We start from the raw sequence: 16,565 nt of genomic DNA, 5'->3' as shown, positions 1-16,565 counted from the left end.
GGTGCGCCGAAGTGGAAGACCACCGCCACCGTCGGGCGCACCGACCTGGCCACGGGCGCCGGTGTCGTGACGGACGTGGTGGAGCTGGCGCCGCGTCAGGACCGCGACCTGGTCCTGGCCCGCCTGGCCGTCCCCGTCACCGGCGTCGCCCCGCTCGCGGTCGCCACCACCGCCCCGACCGCCGGCCAGACCCTGCGGGTGCCCGGGTACGGGCGCACCAAGACCGAGTGGCTCCCGAACCGGCTCCACTCCGGCGCGTTCAGCCTCGACACGGTGAGCGCGACGGGCGTCGGCATCACGGGGACGGGCGGCGCGGCGGTCTGCAAGGGGGACACCGGTGCCCCCGCCATCCGTGAGGTCAACGGCAAGGCCGAGCTGGTGGCCGTGGCCTCCCGCTCCTGGCAGGGCGGCTGCCTGGGCACCCCGGCCGCCGAGACCCGCACCGGCGCGTACGCGACCCGGGTCGACGACCTCGGCGTGTGGATCACCAACGTCCGCCACTCGACCCCGTCGGGGACGAAGGTCACCGGCTCGCCGTTCACCGTCGTCGACCCGGCCACCGGGCACCCGCTGACCTTCGTCCAGGACAGCAAGAACCACCTGTGGTCGGTCGACCCGCAGAACGAGGGCTGGACCGACCTGGGCGGCTACGCGGCCGCCCGCCCGACCGCGATCGCCAACCCGGCCGACAACCACGTGATCGTGTACGTCAACGGGCCGGACAACAAGCTCTGGTCCTACGACCGCACCACCGGCAAGTGGACTGAGTTCGTTCCCACCCCCGCCGGGACGGTGCTGGCCCCCGACGCCGTGCCGCGCACGGTCGTCGACCCGGCCACCGGCCACCTGGTCACCTTCGTCCGCGACACCGCCCACCACCTGTGGTCCGTCGACCCGCAGGGCGAGGGCTGGTACGACTTCGGCGGGCTGGCCGCCACCGACCCGGTGCCGGTCGTCAACCCGAACGACGGCCACATCGTGGTGTACGTCAACGGGCCGAACAACCGGCTGAACTCCATCGACCGCCGGGGCGCCGGCCGGGTCGAGTTCATCCCGCCGGCCATGGCCCCCGACGCGGTCCCCTCGACCGTGGTCGACCCGGCCACCGGGCACTTCACCACCTTCGTCCGCGACGCCGCCAACCACCTGTGGTCCGTCGACCCGTACGGCCCGGGCTGGCGCGACTGGGGCGTGATGGCCGCCACCGACCCGGTCGCGATCGCCGACAAGGCCGGCAACCGGACCGTGGTGTACGTCAACGGGCCGAACAACCGGCTGAACGCGCTGGACTTCGCCACCGGGAAGTGGACCGAGCTCCCGCTCACCCCGTCGGGCACCGCGCTGGCCGCCGACGCCGTCCCGCAGACCGTCGTCGACCCGGTCAGCAAGCACCTGGTCACCTACGTCAGGGACGTCAACAGCACGCTCTGGTCCGTCGACCCGCAGGGCCAGGGCGGCCCGCTCTGGGTCCGCTTCCACGGCGGCCCCTCCGCCCCCTGACCCGGCCCTGACCCGCAGCAGGCCCGCTGCGGCCACCGGTCGAAGGCGCCACCGGCACCCCGCGCACCCGCGGGGTGCCGCCCTCCCCGAACGACCTGAACGACCTGAACGATCAGCGAACGCTCCCCGAACGCTCCCTGGAGATCCCTCATGTCCCGCAAGTCCCAGGTCCGCTCCCGGCGGGCCGGCGTACTCGCCGCTGCCGCTGCCGCCGGCACGCTGTGCAGCATCGTCCCGGCCGGCGCCGTGGTCGGCGACACGCCCGTCGACGGCTCCTACGCCTACACCGTCCGCCTGGCGATCGGCGACAACGTGCGCGTCTGCACCGGCGCGCTGGTGGACCGCTACTGGGTGGCCACGGCCGCCTCGTGCTTCTCCGACGACCCGGCGCAGCCGCAGGCACTGGCCGCCGGTGCGCCGAAGTGGAAGACCACCGCCACCGTCGGGCGCACCGACCTGGCCACGGGCGCCGGTGTCGTGACGGACGTGGTGGAGCTGGCGCCGCGTCAGGACCGCGACCTGGTCCTGGCCCGCCTGGCCGTCCCCGTCACCGGCGTCGCCCCGCTCGCGGTCGCCACCACCGCCCCGACCGCCGGCCAGACCCTGCGGGTGCCCGGGTACGGGCGCACCAAGACCGAGTGGCTCCCGAACCGGCTCCACTCCGGCGCGTTCAGCCTCGACACGGTGAGCGCGACGGGCGTCGGCATCACGGGGACGGGCGGCGCGGCGGTCTGCAAGGGCGACACCGGTGCCCCCGCCGTCCGCGAGGTCAACGGCAAGGCCGAGCTGGTCGCCGTCGCCTCCCGCTCGTGGCAGGGCGGCTGCCTGGGCGTGCCCGCCGGCGAGACCCGTACCGGCGCGTACAGCACCCGGGTCGACGACCTCGGCGCGTGGATCAACCAGGTCCGCGACGGCTGGTGGGACACCGTCACCGCCAACCCGGCCGCCCGCAGCTCGGTCTACGACCCGGTCCGGAAGACCACCACGGTCTTCGCCGTCGACAGCGACCGCCACGTGGTGTCCTCCTCCAGTGCGGACGGCACGACCTGGAGCGACTGGACGCGGGTCGGCGGCGACTGGCAGTTCGCGAGCGTCCCCACGGCCGTGTTCAACCCCGCCACCGGTGCCATCGAGCTGTTCGCCATCGGCACCGACGGCGTGCTCAGCCAGACCTACTGGCTGCCGGACGGCAAGGGCTGGATCGAGTGGTACTACCAGCCCACCGACAAGAGGTTCACCGGCAGCCCCACCGCCGTCTACAACCCGGCGACGAAGACCGCGGAGGTCTTCGCCACCCAGACCAACGGGGCCGTCGCGCACTCCTACTACACCGTCGGCATGACGGGGTGGAGCGGCTGGTACGACATCAAGGCCAACAAGGAGTTCACGGGCAGCCCGAGCGCCCTGTACAACCCCGCCACCGGTGCCATCGAGCTGTTCGCGGTCAACACCGACGGCGTGCTGAAGCAGAGCTACTGGCTGCCGGGCCAGGACTGGAACCCCTGGTACGCCCAGGACGACAACGTGAGGTTCACCGGCAGCCCCACGTCCGTCTACAACCCGGTCACCAAGGTCGCGGAGGTCTTCGCCACCCGGACCAGCGGTGTCGTCGCGCACTCCTACTACACCCCGAGCATGACGAAGTGGAGCGGCTGGTCCGAGGTCCGCAGCCGTCAGTTCGCGGGCTCGCCGACCGCCGTCTTCGACCCCGCCACCGGCGGCTTCGCGCTGTTCGCGGTCGACGGCAACGGTGTCCTCGCCCGCGCCGAGTGGCAGCCCGACGGCAAGCCGTGGAGCGAGTGGACCAACGTCGGGGACTGGCGGTTCACCACCGGCCGCTTCCCGACCGCGACGTTCAACGCGGCGGCCGGCACCCTGGACCTCTTCGCCACCGGCCAGAACGGCGTCTTCAACCACGCCTCGTACCAGCCGGGGAAGAGCGGGTGGAGCGGCTGGAGCACGCTCCCCGGCAAGACCATGGTCACCGGCTGACGAAGCGTCCGCGGGCCGTTCACGAACCGGGCCCGGTCGCCCTCCCGCCCGAGCGGGGGAGCGGCCGGGCCCGGTCCGTCGTGCGAGCGGTCAGAGGCGCTCGGGGACCGGGTTGCCGACGGCCTCGATGGCGCGGCGGACCGGGACCTTGAGCAGGACGGCGAAGCCGATGACGAAGAAGACCAGCAGCGAGATGATCGCCGAGCGGTAGCTGCCGGTGAGCTGGTAGGCGAGGCCGAAGACGAGCGGGCCCATCCAGCTGGTGCCGCGGTCGCTGACCTTGTAGAAGCTGAAGTACTCGGCCTCCCGGCCCGGCGGTATGAGGTGGGAGAAGAGGGAGCGGGAGAGCGCCTGGCTGCCGCCGAGCACCAGGCCGATCATGCAGGCCAGGGCGTAGAACCAGGCGGGCTGGTGGGCGGGCATGAAGTAGCCGAGGGCCAGGGTGACGACCCAGCCGACCAGGGAGCCGAGGATGGTCCGCTTGGCGCCGTACCGGTGGGCGATCCGGCCGAGCAAAAGGGCGCCGCCGATCGCCACGACCTGGACCAGCAGCACGGCGGTGACCAGTGAGGTCTGCTCCATGCCGAGTTCCTCGCTGCCGTAGAGCGAGGCCTGGGAGACGACGGTCTGGATGCCGTCGTTGTAGCAGAGGAAGGCCGCGAGGTAGAGCAGGGTGAGCGGGTGCTCGCGCATCCGGCGCAGGGTGCGGCCGAGTTCGCGCAGGCTGCCGGTGGCGGGCTTGCCGGGCTTGCCGGGCTTGCCTGGCGCGGTGGCCGTGGTTTCCGCGGGGGCGGTGGGGGCGGTGGGGGCCACGCCGGCCCGGGAGGGCAGCCGCAGCATCGGGACGATGGTGAACAGCGCCCACCACAGGCCGGCCGAGGCGAGGCAGATCCGTACGGCGGTGCCGGAGTCCAGGCCGAACGCGTCGTGGCCCTGGAACAGCGCCAGGTTGGCGATCAGCAGCAGTCCGCCGCCCGCGTAGCCGTAGGCCCAGCCCTTGGAGGAGACCTTGTCGCGCTCGTCGGGGGAGGCGAGGCCGGGCAGGTAGGCGTAGGACAGCGCGACCGAGACCGCGTACGCGATGTTGGCGACCACCAGCAGCCCGCCGCCGAGCAGGTAGCGGTCGCCGCCGAGGAAGAACATCCCCATCGTGGCGAGCGAGCCGACGTACGCGAAGCCGCACATCAGCTCCTTGTGCCGCCCGGTGCGGTCGGCGACGGTGCCGGTCAGCAGCATCACCGCGACCGAGAGCAGCACGGAGAAGGAGACCGTGTACGGGAAGAACGATCCTGCGCGGATCGTCAGGCCGAGCGGGTGGACGTTGCCGGCCGCGTCGGCGGCGTCCTTGGCGACGGTGGTCAGGTACGGGCCGAGGAACACCGTCAGGACGGTGGCCGAGAAGGCGGCGTTGGCCCAGTCGTTGATGTACCAGCCGAACTGCATCCGGCGCAGGGAGCGTGCGTCGGTGTCGGCGGCGGCCGGGTCGGCGTCGGGGGCGGTCGGTGGGTCGTCCGGCAGGTGCGTCGCCGAGTTCGTGGTGCTCATGGGGTTCCCATCACCGTGCTGGAGCCGGTACTGCCGTCCGTCCAGCAGCCGCGCTCGCCGAGGACGTCCCGCAGGACGTCGATGCGATCGGCCATGATGCCATCCACACCCAGGTCGAGGAGAGCCCTGATCCGTGTGGGATCGTCCACAGTCCAGACGTGCACCTGGAGGCCGAGCCGGTGGGCGGTGCGGACGAAGGCCCGGTCGACCACCCGGACGCCCCGGTGACGCTCCGGCACCTGCGCGCACAACCCGGCGAACGGCGCCCCGGACGGGGCTCCGGACGGCGCTCCGGACCGTGTGGAGGCGCGCCCGGGCAGGAACGATTCGGCCAGCGAGCGCAGCCGCAGCCGGGCCACCTCGCGCGGGCCGAGCGAGGTCGCCAGCCGGGGTCCGGCGGCGGTGCGGACGGCGGCCAGCCGGCTGTCGGAGAAGCCGCCGACGCAGACCCGGTCCCAGGCGTCGGTCCGGCGGATCGCCTCGACCAGCGGCCCGACGGCCGGCGCCGCCTTGACGTCGATGTTGAAGCGGGCCCCGGGGAACGCGCCGAGCAGGTCCTCCAGCAGCGGCACCGGCTCGGTCCCGCCGATCCGGGCCCGCCTGACGCTCTCCCAGGGCAGCTCCGCCACCGCCCCGGCGCGGTCGGTGACCCGGTCGAGGTGCGTGTCGTGGAAGGCGACCAGCACACCGTCGGCGGTCGCGTGCACATCCGTCTCCAGGTAGCGGTACCCGAGCGCGACGGCGGCCTCGAAGGCGGCGAGCGAGTTCTCGGGGCGCCCGAGGTCACCGCCCCGGTGGGCGAAGGCGAGCGGCCCGGGGTGGTCGAGGAAGGGGTGCATGCGGTGCTCCGAGCTGCGGGGGGAGGGCCCGACGGCTCCGACGGGGTCGGGATCCGTGGGCGTACCAGCGCGTTACAGTATGACGCACCCTGTCAAGCAGTAACGCGCCGCCGGGCACCCGGCCGGATCCCCGGCCAGGCCCCCGTCAGGTCCTCCCTCCGGGCCCGCCTGGCCCCCGTCAGGTCCCCGTCAGGCCCCCCGGACGTCCCGGCGCATGCCCAGGATCTCCGCGACGGCGTCCAGCCACCGGGCGAGCAGCTGGTCGCCGTCGACGCTGGTGACGGTGGTGGCCGCCGAGCCCAGCCAGTCGCGGGCGAGCCGGGCCGGCTCCGCCCCCGGCAGCGGCTCGGTGAGGTCCGCCGCGTAGCGGGCGCCGCCGCTGCGCACCACCTCGGCGAGGAAGGCGAGCGACCGGGGCAGCACCCCCAGCGCGTCGGCGGCCAGCGCCGCCGCGACGGCGCCCTCGCCGAACAGCGCGGCCCGGTGCGGACCGGCGAAGGCCAGGCCGTAGCGGAGCATGGCGGACACGTCGAGCTGCCGCAGCTCCTCGTCGGTCCTGGGACGGAAGCGGTCGTCGGGGCTCATCGGACCGTCACCGGGTAGGTGTTGCGCACGACCATGTTCCTGTTCTCTTCGCTGGGTGCGGGGAGGTTGCAGTAGCTGCGGAAGCAGTTGAGGAGGGTGACGGCGGTGGTCCCGCGGCCCTTGGCCTCGAAGGTGTAGAAGCGGGTGCCGCCGACGCCGTCCGAGGTCTTCGACTCCGCCGGGAGGTCGAGCTTCTCCGCGACCAGGGCCGCGACCGCGGCGTCCGGCTGCGGGGCCGCGACGCTCCAGCGGTCGCCGACCGAGGAGTTGTCCTGGACGGCGATCGTGAAGCGCTCGCCGACGGCGAGGCTGACCGAGCGCTCCTCCGCGCCGAGCACCCGGCCGCGGTCCGGACCGGACGGCCCGTCCTGCCCGCAGGCCGTCAGCCCGGCCGCCAGGACGGCCGCCAGTGCCACCGCCCGCAGCGGTCCGCGGGCCGGCCTCCGCGCCGACGCCGCCGTGAACACCCTTGCCATGCCGGTCACTTCGGCAGGTGGACGGCGTAGGCGGTGGGCAGCCGGTCGTCCGAGGCCCCGGCCATCCGGCCGTTGACGAAGTCGTCCTCGCTGACCCAGGTGGTGGTGCCCCACGGGTTGTAGATCTGCAGCATGTTGCCCTCCTGGCCGACGATCATCATCGCGTGGCCCGACCGCTTGCCGTCCTTGTCGTAGCCCTCGACCCCGACCGGCACCGGCTTGCCGTCGGCGACCGCCTTCTCGATGTCCGGCAGCAGCTCGCGCCGGGCGTTGCTGTCCGGCATCGGCTTGTAGTCGAAGTCGGCGCCGGTGTGCGGGCTGACCTCCTTCTCCAGCACCTTCTCCTTGCCGTCCGCCCCCATGCCGTCCCAGTTCGCGCCGCCGTCGCCCTCCTGGTGCACCCGGTGCTGCTCGGCCAGCAGTCGCTGCTGGAAGGCCGCCGGGTCGTCCTCCTGGCCGGACGGGCCGCCGGTCAGGTCCAGCGCGTAGAGCGGGTCGACCATCGCCCGGGCGGTGACGGTGGAGGAGGCGACGCAGGTGCCCTCGGTGTCCGCCTGCTTCCAGTTGGCGCCGTCGAAGGTCACCTGGTCGGTGTTCCGGTTGGAGCCGTTGTCCTGCTGCCCGCCGCTGCTGGTGTCCCCGTCCTCGGTGTAGACGGGCGTCAGGTGCGTCCGGAGCCACTCCGGGTCCTTGCCGTGGATCTTGCCCTGGAAGGCGCGGATCTCGTCCATGGAGTGGCCGGCCGCCAGCGCCTTCATCAGATAGGCGCGCTCCTGCGGGGACTTGGAGTCGGCGAGCAGCTTCTCGAAGTCCGCCCGGTCCTTGTCGTTCATCTTGTCCAGGTACTCGCCGGACCGCTTCATGTCGTTGGCGGTCAGCAGCTCGTTCAGCTCGGTCGGGCCGTCCGGACCGGAGGTCTCGGCCAGCACCAGCTTGTCGGCGGCTGTGACCGCGTTGGTCTTCATCTTCCCCGCCCGGGCCTCGGAGGCCAGCTTGTTCAGGTCGCGGGCCGCCGCCCGGGCCGCCTCGTCGGCGTGCTTGGCGGCGCTCAGCATCGCGTCGACCTGGGGCACGGCGGCCTGCTGCGCCTTCTTGCGCGCCGCCTCGTCCTCGTCGTCCTCGAACCACTCGTCGAACCAGCCCTGCTCGCCGCCCAGTTCGCTCAGCACCTGCTGGAGCGCGGACCGCGCGGCGCCGTCCTGGCCCTGGGCGGAGCGCAGCGCGTCCGCGAGGCCGAGCAGGGCCGTCCCGCCGTTGTAGAGCGCGGTGGTCTGCTGGTCGACGGCGCGGGCGGCGGCGGCCACCACCTCGGCGGCCTTCGCACCCGTCGAACCGGTCCAGACGTCCGGCAGCCCGGAGGTGGCGACCGCCAGGACCTCCTGGTGGAGCTGGGTCGAGTCGGCGGCCGCGGTCTTGTAGCGGTTGCCGGTGGCCTCGATGGTGCCCGGGTCCCCGACCGGCGCGTGGACCGCCAGCGCGCCCTTGATCGCGGAGATCAGATCGTTCTTGTTGTCCGCCCCGCGGACGTCCTTCAGCCGGTCGGTCAGCGCCTTGCAGCGCTGCGTGGTGGATTCGCCTGCCATGACGGCCCGTTCGCCCCCTGTACCCGTTGCCCGTGGTGTCGTTCCCCGCCGCTGCCCGGCGGTCCTCCGTCGGCTGCCCATCGGCCGCTCGACGGCTGCTCATCGGCTTGCGGACGTCAGCTCGTCAGCCGCCGTCCGCTCCGGTGTCCGGCGCGCGCCGGCCCCGCCTCAGCCGAAGGGCCGGTAGTCGCCGCTGCGCGAGGCGGACGCGAGGTCCTTCACCACGCTGCCGTCGGCCGACTGGTAGCCGTTCGAGGAGCCCCGCACCTTGCCGGCCAGCTCGCTCAGCGCGCTCTTGATCGTCGCGGTCTCCGCCTGCCAGGCGCTGCTGAAGTTGCGGTACGCCGGGTCGACGTCCTCGCCCCCGAACACGTCCGCGCCGTAGCAGACCGGGTCGCTGATCGCCGTTCCGATCGTCCCCTCGTCCCCGGACGCCTTGTCCAGCGCCTTCGCCTGCCCCTCGGCCCCGCCGGCCTGGATCGCGTACCCCGACCCCTGCGCCATGGTTCACCCCTCGTGCGTCCCCCGAGCCGTCCACGCGACGGCGTTCGAGCACCCTACGGGCCCTCCGGTGCCCGGGCAATTCGTATCGCGCCTGGTGGGAGGGCTGTTGCGAATTCATGACACACCGTCCGGAACCCGGTGACGGCGGGCGACGGACGCTCCGTCCGCAGTCACCGGGCGACGGGCCGCGGACGTCACCCTGCCGCGGGCGGGGCGGCGGCCCCGGCTACTGGATGCTCCAGCGGTGCGGGTGGCGGGGGTCGGCGGGGCAGGCGAAGACGTTGAGCAGGCCCCAGCGGCCGACGGTGACCTCGGTCGGCATGACGACGCCGTGGCCGTCCGCCGAGGCCTCGTCCTCCAGCGGCCGCCAACTGCCGCTGCCGCCGTCCCACTCCGAGCTGTCGACGGTCAGCAGCAGCCGCATCGGGGTCGCGCAGTCGTGGCAGTCCATCGGGGCCGGGTCGGTGCTGTGCCAGGAGGCGAAGCCGCCGACGCGCCAGCCGGGCGGGATGGACAGGTCGTACTGGTAGAGCGGCGGGTCGTCCTCCCCGCGCTCCTCGGCCGCCGCCTCCCGGGCCTCCTCCCAGGCGCGGACGCGGGCGCACAGGTCCTCCGGGAGGAGGTCGGCGAACGGGTAGGTGGGCACCTGCTCGGGATGCAGCACGCACGGCTCGGGCAGGTACCCGTCGAAGCCGACGACCTCCGGGCGCGGGGGCTGGGCCAGCACCTCGGCGACCTCCCACGAACGGCGCCAGCGCAGGTCGAGCAGCATCTCCCAGCGGCCCGGGCCGTGGGCGTCGAAGGGGCACCAGAAGACCTGGAGCAGGTCGCAGCCGTCCGGCCCGGGCGGCAGGTCGGGGACGTCCCGCCGGTAGAACTGGGCGAGGCCGACCAGCGGCAACGGGCCGTCCGCGGCCGGGCCTTCGACGCGGTGGCGGCGGTCGAGCTCCTTGAGCAGCAGCCGCTCCCCGTCCGTCGGCCCGGGATCCTGCTCGCGGTTCCAGGCCGCGGCCAGGACCTCCCGGGAACGGTGGACGTCCGCCGGGCGCCGGCCGCGGGCGTGCGGGTGGGGGTCGGTGCAGACCGGCCAGGGCTCGTCGGCGGGCCACAGCAGCGGGCCGCCGACGGAGCTCGCCGAGGCGTCCGGCCGTCCGGGGCGCGGATGGAGCCGGGTGGTGGTGCCCCGGTGGTGCGCCAGCTCGGGGAAGAGCGCCTCGACGTCGAGCGGGCGCGGGGGTGTGGTTCTCGGCATGGGGTCGACCCTAGAGAGTGGCCGGTGGCACCCGGGAGCAGGGTCCCCAGCGCCGTGCTGTCAGCGCCGTGCCGGTGTCCCGCCGACGGTGACAGCGCGGTGTCCGCGTCCTGCAAGTGGCAGACCGCACAGTGGTGTTGAGGCAGAGCAATCCATGGGAGGAACACCATGTCGAACAGCACTTGGCCGGGCTCCGGCCCGCGCACCACCTCCGTCCTGGTCTCCGGCGCCGGGATCGCCGGCACCGCCCTCGCGTACTGGCTGAACCGGTACGGCTTCCGGGTCACCGTCGTGGAGCGGGCCCCCTCGCTGCGCGGCGGCGGGCAGGCCGTGGACGTCCGCGGCACCGCCCTGACGGTGGTCGAGCGGATGGGGCTGCTGGAGGAGATCCGGGCCCGTCGGACCGGCCTGCGCGGGATGTCCGTGGTCGACGCGGACGGCCGCGAGCTGCGCCGCACCACCGAGTGGACGGCCACCGGCGGGCCGGTCGACGGCCCGGACGTGGAGATCCTGCGCGACGAACTCGCCGGGCTGATCGCCGCGGCGGACGCGGGCGTCGGGGGCGCCGGAACCGCCGGGCCCGGCGTCGAGTACCGCTTCGGCGACTCGATCGACACCCTGGTGCAGCACCGGGAGCGTGTCGAGGTCCGGTTCCGCGGCGGCACCGAGCAGGCCTTCGACCTGGTCGTCGGCGCCGACGGCCTGCACTCGAACACCCGCCGCCTCGTCTTCGGCCCCGAAGCGGACTACCTGCACCCCATCGGCACCTACCTCGCCGGCTGGAGCGTGCCCAACCACCTGGGCCTGGACCGCTGGGAGGTCGTCCACCGGCTCGGCGACGACCAGAACTGGTTCTGCATGGCGATGACCGTCCGCGACAACAGCGAACTGCGGGTCTTCGTCGGCCTCGACACCGAGGAGCCGCTCGACCGGATGCTCCCGCGCGACCCCGCCCGGCAGCGGCGGCTGGTGGCCGAGCGCTCCGCCCACGCGCGCTGGGAGGTGCCGCGCTTCCTCCGGGCGCTGGAGGAGACCGACGCCTTCCACTACGACGTCGTCGCCCAGATCCGGATGGAGCGCTGGTCCAAGGACCGGGTCGTGCTGCTCGGCGACGCGGGCTACTGCTGCTCCCCGTTCACCGGTCAGGGCACCAGCGTGGCCCTGACCGCCGCCTACGTCCTGGCGGGCGAGCTGCACGCGGCCGACGGCGACCACCGCGCGGCCTACCCCGCCTATGAGCGGCGGCTGCGCGACCACGTGGCCGCCAACCAGGCGATCCTCGAACTGACCGGCGACCGGCGGGCCCGGGTCGACAGCATCGCGAACCTCGAAGGGCCCGGTCCGGAGCTGGAGGCGGCCTTCCGGGCGGCCCTCGACTTCGACCTGCCCGCGTACTGACCGCCCCGACCGCCGGTTTCGCCGCCCCGACGATCCGCCCCGACGGCCCGTCCCGCCACGGGCCGTCCGGGCGGGACGTCCTACAAGGCGGGGGAGAGCTCCGCGGCGAGCCGGCGCAGCTCGGGCCCGTACTCCGGGTTGGCGAGCGCGGCCGCGAACTGGGCGCGCAGGTAGGCGGCGGGGTTGCCGGTGTCGTACCAGGTGCCGGCGATGACCTGCCCGTAGACCGCGCGCCGGGCCGCGTAGGCGTTGATGGCGTCGGTCAGGTATACCTCGTCCTCGGGCTTCTCGTGCCAGCGGAGGGTCAGTTCGCGCAGCTCGTCGACGATGCCCGGGGTGATGACGTAGCCGCCGATCGCCGCGTACGAGGAGGGCGCGTCGGCCGGCTTCGGCTTCTCGACCAGGCCGCTGATCCGCAGCGAGCCGCCGCCGAGGTCCTCCTTCACCACCGGCACGCCGTACCGGTAGGAGTCCTCGGGCGCCATCGGCATCAGCGCGAGCACCGGCGCGTTGGTCTGCTCGTACGCCCTGATCAGCTGCTGCGCGCGGGGGACCTCCGCGACGAAGACGTCGTCGGGCCAGAGCACCAGGCAGGGCTCGTCCCCGAAGTGGCGGGCGGCGTTGAGCACGGGGGTGCCGTTGCCGTACGGGCCGTGCTGGTACAGGTAGCTGATGTGGCCCTTGCGGGACAGCTCGCCGACCTCCTCGACCGCCGCCGCGAAGGCCTCCTTGCCGTCCCGGCGCAGCTGCTCGACCAGGACGGGGTTGGGGCGGAAGTGCTCCTGGATCAGCCCCTTGTCGCCGTTCACGACGATGGTGATGTCGGTGATGCCGCTCTCGACCAGCTCGCGCACGGTGTGCTCGATCACCGGCTTGTCGCCGACCGGCAGCATCTCCTTCGGCGTGGCCTTGGTCAGCGGCAGGAGGCGGGAGCCGAGCCCGGCGGCGGGGATGACGGCTCGGCGGATCGTCCTGGGGGCCATGTGAGACGCTCTCTCGTTTCGTCGGTGGTGCGACGCCTTGGTGACGCGGCGTCACGGCCGACGCTATCAAGGACCGGCGGCACGTTGAGTGGACGGCTGCCGTACGGAAGTTGGCCCCCCGGCGGCCGTCCGGCTGCGCCCGCCGCCCGCGGGCGGCCGGTGACCGGTGGGGCGCGGGAGGTGCGAGGGGATTCGTGGGAGATTTGTCCGCCGGGGGACGTCAAGACGGCGTCGCCCGCTCCGACCACCGGTCGAGGGCGGCCCCGCCGGGGCCCGCGAACCCGAGGAGGACGAGATGAAGTTCCTGATCAGCCTGCACCTGAACCCGGCCGTGCTGGACGCGTTGACCGACGAGGAGAAGGGGGCGATCGGCGCCGGGCACGGCCGGTTCATCGAGGAGCTCAGGGAGTCCGGCGAGCTGGTCCTCACCCAGGCGCTGGTCGATCCGTCGCAGGCCGCCGTGGTGACCGTCCGCAACGGGCAGCCGGTGGTGACCGACGGACCGTTCCTGGAGGCCAAGGAGTTCCTGGGCGGCTTCTACCTGGTCGACTGCGAGGACAAGGAGCGCGCGGTCGAACTGGCCGGCCGCATCCCGGACGCCGCGATCGAGGGGCTGGGCGTCGAGGTACGGCAGGTGATGTTCTCCGACGGACACTTGGAGGCATGACGGAACCGGACTTCGAGGACCTGCTGCGTGGGCTCACGCCGCAGGTCCTCGGCGCGTTGGTACGACGGTACGGCCGCTTCGAGGGGTGCGAGGACGCGGTGCAGGAGGCCGTCCTCGCCGCCACCGTGCAGTGGCCGTCCGAGGGGGTGCCGGACAACCCGCGCGGCTGGCTGGTGACGGTCGCCTCGCGGCGGCTGATCGACCAGCTGCGCGGCGACCGCGCGCGGCGCGAGCGGGAGTGGGCGACGGCGGCCGCCGAGGTGGTCCCGGAGGAGGTGCCGGACACCGACGACACGCTGCTCCTGCTGTTCCTGTGCTGCCACCCGGCGCTGACCGCGGCGTCCCGGACCGCCCTGACGCTGCGGGCGGTCGGCGGACTGACCACGGCCGAGATCGCCCGCGCCTTCCTGGTGCCGGAGGCGACGATGGCGGCCCGGATCAGCCGGGCCAAGCAGCGGATCAGGGCCGCCGGCGGCTCGTTCGAGCAGCCCGGGCGGGCCCTGTCGGCGGAGGAGCGCGAGGAGCGGCTGCGGGTGGTCCTGCACGTGCTCTACCTGATCTTCAACGAGGGCTACACCGCCACCTCCGGCGGCGAGTTGCACCGCCTCGACCTCGCCCGCGAGGCGATCCGGCTGACCCGGGCGGTGCGCGCGCAGCTGCCCGAGGACGGCGAGGTCGCCGGGCTGCTGGCGCTGATGCTGCTGACCCACGCCCGCCGCGCGACCCGGACGACGGCCACCGGCGACCTGGTCCCGCTGGCCGAACAGGACCGCACCCGGTGGGACCGCGACCTGATCGGGGAGGGAACGGCGCTGGTCAAGGCGGCGCTGGCCGGGCCGGAGCTCGGCCCGTACCGGCTCCAGGCCGCGATCGCCGCCACCCACGCCGACGCGGCCCGCGCCGAGGACACCGACTGGCGGCAGGTGCACGCCCTGTACCTGATCCTGGAGCGGATCGCACCCAACCCGATGGTCACCCTCAACCGGGCGATCGCCCTCGCCGAGACCGAGGGCCCGGAGGCCGGCCTGGCACTCCTCGCCGCGCTGGACGCGGACGCCCGGATGGCCGGCCACCACCGGCTGCTCTCCGTCCGGGCGCACCTGCTGGAGCGGACCGGCGACACGGAGGGGGCGTACGAGCACTACCGGCGCGCCGCCCGGGCCACCGCGAGCCTCGCGGAGCGCCGGTACCTGGAGACCCGCGCGGGCCGGGTGCGGCCGACCGGTTGAGCCGGCCTGCTGATCGGGCCTGCTGAGCCGCGTCCGGTCGGGCCGCCCGGCCGCGCCGCTTCGCGGGGCCCGGGTCAGAGCCCTATCGCGTCGGCGGTCTGCTCGGTGGTCCAAGCGAAGAAGTCGTCCGCCGGGTCCAACGAGCCGACCAGCTGGCCGTGGAGCTCGAAGCCGATCAGGCCGACCAGCTGCACCCAGGCGCCGATGGTCCGGGCGAGGACGTGCGGCGGCAGGTCGAGGCCGAACTCCGTGACGATCCGGGTCAGTTGCCCGGCCAGCGCGCCGCGCGGCGGCGGGACGGGCTGGGTGGGCCGCAGCCTGGCGTCGCGGACCACGCCGATCAGGGCGAACGGCAGCCGGGTGGCGGGTTGGACGGTGGTGCGGGGCGCCGCGTAGCCCGGCACCGGGGTGCCGTAGAGCAGCGAGAACTCGTGCGGGTTGGCCCGGGCCCAGTCGCGGGTGGCCGTCCACAGCGCCCGCCAGCGCTCGCGCGGCGCGGCCGCCCCGGCGGCGGCGAGGGCGCCCTCCGCGGCCGCGCCGAGTTCGTTGTAGGCGTCGATGATCAGCGCGGTCAGCAGCTCGTCGCGGCTGGCGAAGTAGCGGTACAGCGCGGAGGAGGCCATGCCCAGCTCGCGGGCGACGGCGCGCAGCGACAGCTGCTGGGCGCCCACCGAGGCGAGTTGGCGGCGGGCCTCCTGCAGGATCTCGCGGGTGAGTTCCTCGCGGGCCCGTTCGCGGGCGGTCCGGATCGCTGGCATGGGGACAGACTGCCACATTTCGGAGCGCCGCACACAAGCGAGAGCACTGCTCTTGTTTCTTTTATCCGCCGGTGCCATGCTGAAGGCGTCGAAGCGAGAGCAGTGCTCTCGAAGAGAAGCGGTATTCACGGAACCGAGGAGTCGCGATGTCCCGCGCCGAGCACCTGCCCAGCTCCACCACCCGCCTCCAGGCGCCCACCACCCGCCTGGGCATCGCCGCCGGCAAGCTGCTCAACGGCATGGTCGCCGCCTTCGCCAAGGCCGGGGTCAGCCTCTGGGGCTCCCGGGTGCTGGCCGTCCGCGGCCGCACGAGCGGCGAGTGGCGCACCACCCCCGTCAACATCCTCACCCACGAGGGCGAGCGCTACCTGGTCGCACCGCGCGGCCACACCCAGTGGGTCCGCAACCTCCGGGCGGCCGGCACCGGCGAACTCCGGGTCGGCCGCCGCACCGAGGCCTTCCGTGCCACCGAACTCCCGGACGCCGACAAGCCCGAGGTGCTCCGCGCCTACCTGCGCCGCTGGAACTGGCAGGTCGCCCCGTTCTTCGAGGGGATCGGCCCGGACGCCCCGGCCGAGGACCTGCTCCGGGTCGCCCCCGGCTACCCGGTCTTCCGCATCACGGGCAGCTGAACACCCCTGCCGGACGGGGGTGTTCGTACCGAAAGGGAGGAACTACGGTGAGTCACCGGGCCCTTCTTGCTCCCGAATCGTTGTCCACGGCGGCAGACCAGCCGAGGACAACCACCGGAGGTTCCCCATGAGGGACGAGCCCGAAGCGACGGACGAACCCGAGAAGGCCGACGAACCCGAGAAGACCGACGAGATCATGACGATCGACGGATACGAGATCGTCGACGGGATCGAGACGATCGACGGGATCGAGATCCCGCCGTACCGCAGCTACACCTGGGACGGCGAGGAGGGGGCCGTCCACATCGTCCTCTACCCGGGCGAGGAGGAGGCCGACGAGGAGCGCAAGGCCGAGTTCCGGGCGAGGGGCGTCCGGATGCTGGCCGACCTGAACGCCGAGCGGGAGGCGGAGCACACCCCGCCGTTCCCCGGTATGCCGAACCTCCGCCTGATCCACGGCGAGGGCCCCGCCTGAGGTCCCGCTCCCGCCTGGACACCCCGCTGCCCGCCCTGTGACACCCCGCCCGCGCACGCGCCGAGGCGCGTCCGCGGGCGGTGCGGTGCGGTGCGGTGCGGTGCGGTGCGGTAGCGGTCCGCGGGCGGTGCGGTCGCGGCGCGCGGG

General features: G+C 73.6%; 16 protein-coding genes. 7 read left to right on the top strand and 9 right to left on the bottom strand.

Translation table 11 applies throughout. The annotated features are described in order from the left end of the window. Positions 1-1,500: trypsin-like serine protease (locus AE652_RS43080; RefSeq protein WP_159028439.1), on the top strand; the 1,500-nt coding region annotated here is incomplete at its 5' end. 150 nt (positions 1,501-1,650) lie between these two features. Further along, entirely contained in the window at positions 1,651-3,492 is a 1,842-nt protein-coding gene (locus AE652_RS43075) for a trypsin-like serine protease (RefSeq protein ID WP_053112052.1), read from the top strand. A gap of 90 nt (positions 3,493-3,582) precedes the next feature. Here AE652_RS43075 and AE652_RS12720 read toward each other — a convergent pair whose 3' ends face one another. The 7 genes from AE652_RS12720 to AE652_RS12690 form a co-directional block, all read right to left on the bottom strand. Then, positions 3,583-4,935 carry an MFS transporter gene (locus AE652_RS12720; RefSeq protein WP_049651419.1) on the bottom strand — a complete coding sequence of 451 codons (1,353 nt, stop codon included), beginning with the start codon at positions 4,933-4,935 and terminating at the stop codon, positions 3,583-3,585. Between the two features lie 98 nt (positions 4,936-5,033). After that, positions 5,034-5,876: a glycerophosphodiester phosphodiesterase gene (locus AE652_RS12715; RefSeq protein WP_049651417.1), complete on the bottom strand. Its 843-nt coding sequence runs from the start codon at positions 5,874-5,876 to the stop codon at positions 5,034-5,036. Between the two features lie 189 nt (positions 5,877-6,065). Then, positions 6,066-6,461, bottom strand: a complete 396-nt coding sequence (locus tag AE652_RS12710; RefSeq protein WP_049651416.1) for a hypothetical protein — start codon at positions 6,459-6,461, stop codon at positions 6,066-6,068. Next, positions 6,458-6,937 (bottom strand): protease inhibitor I42 family protein, encoded by a 480-nt coding sequence (locus AE652_RS12705; RefSeq protein ID WP_107086430.1) that lies wholly within the window; start codon positions 6,935-6,937, stop codon positions 6,458-6,460. The genes AE652_RS12710 and AE652_RS12705 overlap by 4 nt, the downstream gene beginning before the upstream one ends. Before the next feature lie 5 nt (positions 6,938-6,942). Next, positions 6,943-8,520: a peptidoglycan-binding protein gene (locus AE652_RS12700; protein ID WP_049651414.1), complete on the bottom strand. Its 1,578-nt coding sequence runs from the start codon at positions 8,518-8,520 to the stop codon at positions 6,943-6,945. Between the two features lie 168 nt (positions 8,521-8,688). Beyond that, on the bottom strand, positions 8,689-9,024 hold the full coding sequence (locus AE652_RS12695; protein ID WP_049651413.1) for a hypothetical protein: 336 nt from the start codon (positions 9,022-9,024) through the stop codon (positions 8,689-8,691). A gap of 226 nt (positions 9,025-9,250) precedes the next feature. Continuing rightward, a complete protein-coding gene (locus AE652_RS12690) occupies positions 9,251-10,276 on the bottom strand; it encodes a hypothetical protein (RefSeq protein WP_049651412.1) in 1,026 nt (341 codons plus the stop codon). Between the two features lie 168 nt (positions 10,277-10,444). Here AE652_RS12690 and AE652_RS12685 point away from each other — a divergent pair, with 168 nt between their 5' ends. Continuing rightward, positions 10,445-11,674 carry an FAD-dependent monooxygenase gene (locus AE652_RS12685; RefSeq protein ID WP_049651411.1) on the top strand — a complete coding sequence of 410 codons (1,230 nt, stop codon included), beginning with the start codon at positions 10,445-10,447 and terminating at the stop codon, positions 11,672-11,674. 80 nt (positions 11,675-11,754) lie between these two features. Here AE652_RS12685 and AE652_RS12680 read toward each other — a convergent pair whose 3' ends face one another. Further along, on the bottom strand, positions 11,755-12,657 hold the full coding sequence (locus AE652_RS12680) for a UTP--glucose-1-phosphate uridylyltransferase (protein WP_049651410.1): 903 nt from the start codon (positions 12,655-12,657) through the stop codon (positions 11,755-11,757). A gap of 295 nt (positions 12,658-12,952) precedes the next feature. Here AE652_RS12680 and AE652_RS12675 point away from each other — a divergent pair, with 295 nt between their 5' ends. Both AE652_RS12675 and AE652_RS12670 read left to right on the top strand, forming a co-directional pair. Further along, complete coding sequence (locus AE652_RS12675; RefSeq protein ID WP_049651409.1) at positions 12,953-13,324, top strand: YciI family protein; 372 nt, start codon at positions 12,953-12,955, stop codon at positions 13,322-13,324. Next, complete coding sequence (locus AE652_RS12670; RefSeq protein WP_049651408.1) at positions 13,321-14,553, top strand: RNA polymerase sigma factor; 1,233 nt, start codon at positions 13,321-13,323, stop codon at positions 14,551-14,553. The genes AE652_RS12675 and AE652_RS12670 overlap by 4 nt, the downstream gene beginning before the upstream one ends. Positions 14,554-14,627: 74 nt before the next feature. Here AE652_RS12670 and AE652_RS12665 read toward each other — a convergent pair whose 3' ends face one another. Then, a complete protein-coding gene (locus AE652_RS12665; RefSeq protein WP_049651407.1) occupies positions 14,628-15,311 on the bottom strand; it encodes a TetR/AcrR family transcriptional regulator in 684 nt (227 codons plus the stop codon). Between the two features lie 146 nt (positions 15,312-15,457). Between AE652_RS12665 and AE652_RS12660 the strand changes: the two genes are divergently transcribed. Continuing rightward, positions 15,458-15,943, top strand: a complete 486-nt coding sequence (locus tag AE652_RS12660) for a nitroreductase family deazaflavin-dependent oxidoreductase (RefSeq protein ID WP_082345683.1) — start codon at positions 15,458-15,460, stop codon at positions 15,941-15,943. A gap of 127 nt (positions 15,944-16,070) precedes the next feature. Further along, positions 16,071-16,418, top strand: coding sequence for a hypothetical protein (locus AE652_RS12655; protein ID WP_049651406.1), 348 nt, complete (start codon positions 16,071-16,073; stop codon positions 16,416-16,418). The last annotated feature ends 147 nt before the right edge of the window (positions 16,419-16,565 follow it).

This window comes from Kitasatospora sp. MY 5-36, assembly GCF_001182915.1.
In the GTDB taxonomy this organism is placed as follows: domain Bacteria; phylum Actinomycetota; class Actinomycetes; order Streptomycetales; family Streptomycetaceae; genus Kitasatospora.
The sequence above is the reverse complement of the archived record's forward strand: the minus strand, read 5'-3'. Positions and strand labels throughout refer to the sequence as shown.

What these genes read in the sequence shown, in the direction of transcription:
- AE652_RS43075 (WP_053112052.1), top strand. Translation starts at nt 1,651, where the DNA reads ATGTCCCGCAAGTCCCAGGTCCGCTCCCGGCGGGCCGGCGTACTCGCC.
- AE652_RS12720 (WP_049651419.1), bottom strand. Translation starts at nt 4,935, where the DNA reads ATGCAGTTCGGCTGGTACATCAACGACTGGGCCAACGCCGCCTTCTCG.
- AE652_RS12715 (WP_049651417.1), bottom strand. Translation starts at nt 5,876, where the DNA reads ATGCACCCCTTCCTCGACCACCCCGGGCCGCTCGCCTTCGCCCACCGG.
- AE652_RS12710 (WP_049651416.1), bottom strand. Translation starts at nt 6,461, where the DNA reads ATGAGCCCCGACGACCGCTTCCGTCCCAGGACCGACGAGGAGCTGCGG.
- AE652_RS12705 (WP_107086430.1), bottom strand. Translation starts at nt 6,937, where the DNA reads ATGGCAAGGGTGTTCACGGCGGCGTCGGCGCGGAGGCCGGCCCGCGGA.
- AE652_RS12700 (WP_049651414.1), bottom strand. Translation starts at nt 8,520, where the DNA reads ATGGCAGGCGAATCCACCACGCAGCGCTGCAAGGCGCTGACCGACCGG.
- AE652_RS12695 (WP_049651413.1), bottom strand. Translation starts at nt 9,024, where the DNA reads ATGGCGCAGGGGTCGGGGTACGCGATCCAGGCCGGCGGGGCCGAGGGG.
- AE652_RS12690 (WP_049651412.1), bottom strand. Translation starts at nt 10,276, where the DNA reads ATGCCGAGAACCACACCCCCGCGCCCGCTCGACGTCGAGGCGCTCTTC.
- AE652_RS12685 (WP_049651411.1), top strand. Translation starts at nt 10,445, where the DNA reads ATGTCGAACAGCACTTGGCCGGGCTCCGGCCCGCGCACCACCTCCGTC.
- AE652_RS12680 (WP_049651410.1), bottom strand. Translation starts at nt 12,657, where the DNA reads ATGGCCCCCAGGACGATCCGCCGAGCCGTCATCCCCGCCGCCGGGCTC.
- AE652_RS12675 (WP_049651409.1), top strand. Translation starts at nt 12,953, where the DNA reads ATGAAGTTCCTGATCAGCCTGCACCTGAACCCGGCCGTGCTGGACGCG.
- AE652_RS12670 (WP_049651408.1), top strand. Translation starts at nt 13,321, where the DNA reads ATGACGGAACCGGACTTCGAGGACCTGCTGCGTGGGCTCACGCCGCAG.
- AE652_RS12665 (WP_049651407.1), bottom strand. Translation starts at nt 15,311, where the DNA reads ATGCCAGCGATCCGGACCGCCCGCGAACGGGCCCGCGAGGAACTCACC.
- AE652_RS12660 (WP_082345683.1), top strand. Translation starts at nt 15,458, where the DNA reads ATGTCCCGCGCCGAGCACCTGCCCAGCTCCACCACCCGCCTCCAGGCG.
- AE652_RS12655 (WP_049651406.1), top strand. Translation starts at nt 16,071, where the DNA reads ATGAGGGACGAGCCCGAAGCGACGGACGAACCCGAGAAGGCCGACGAA.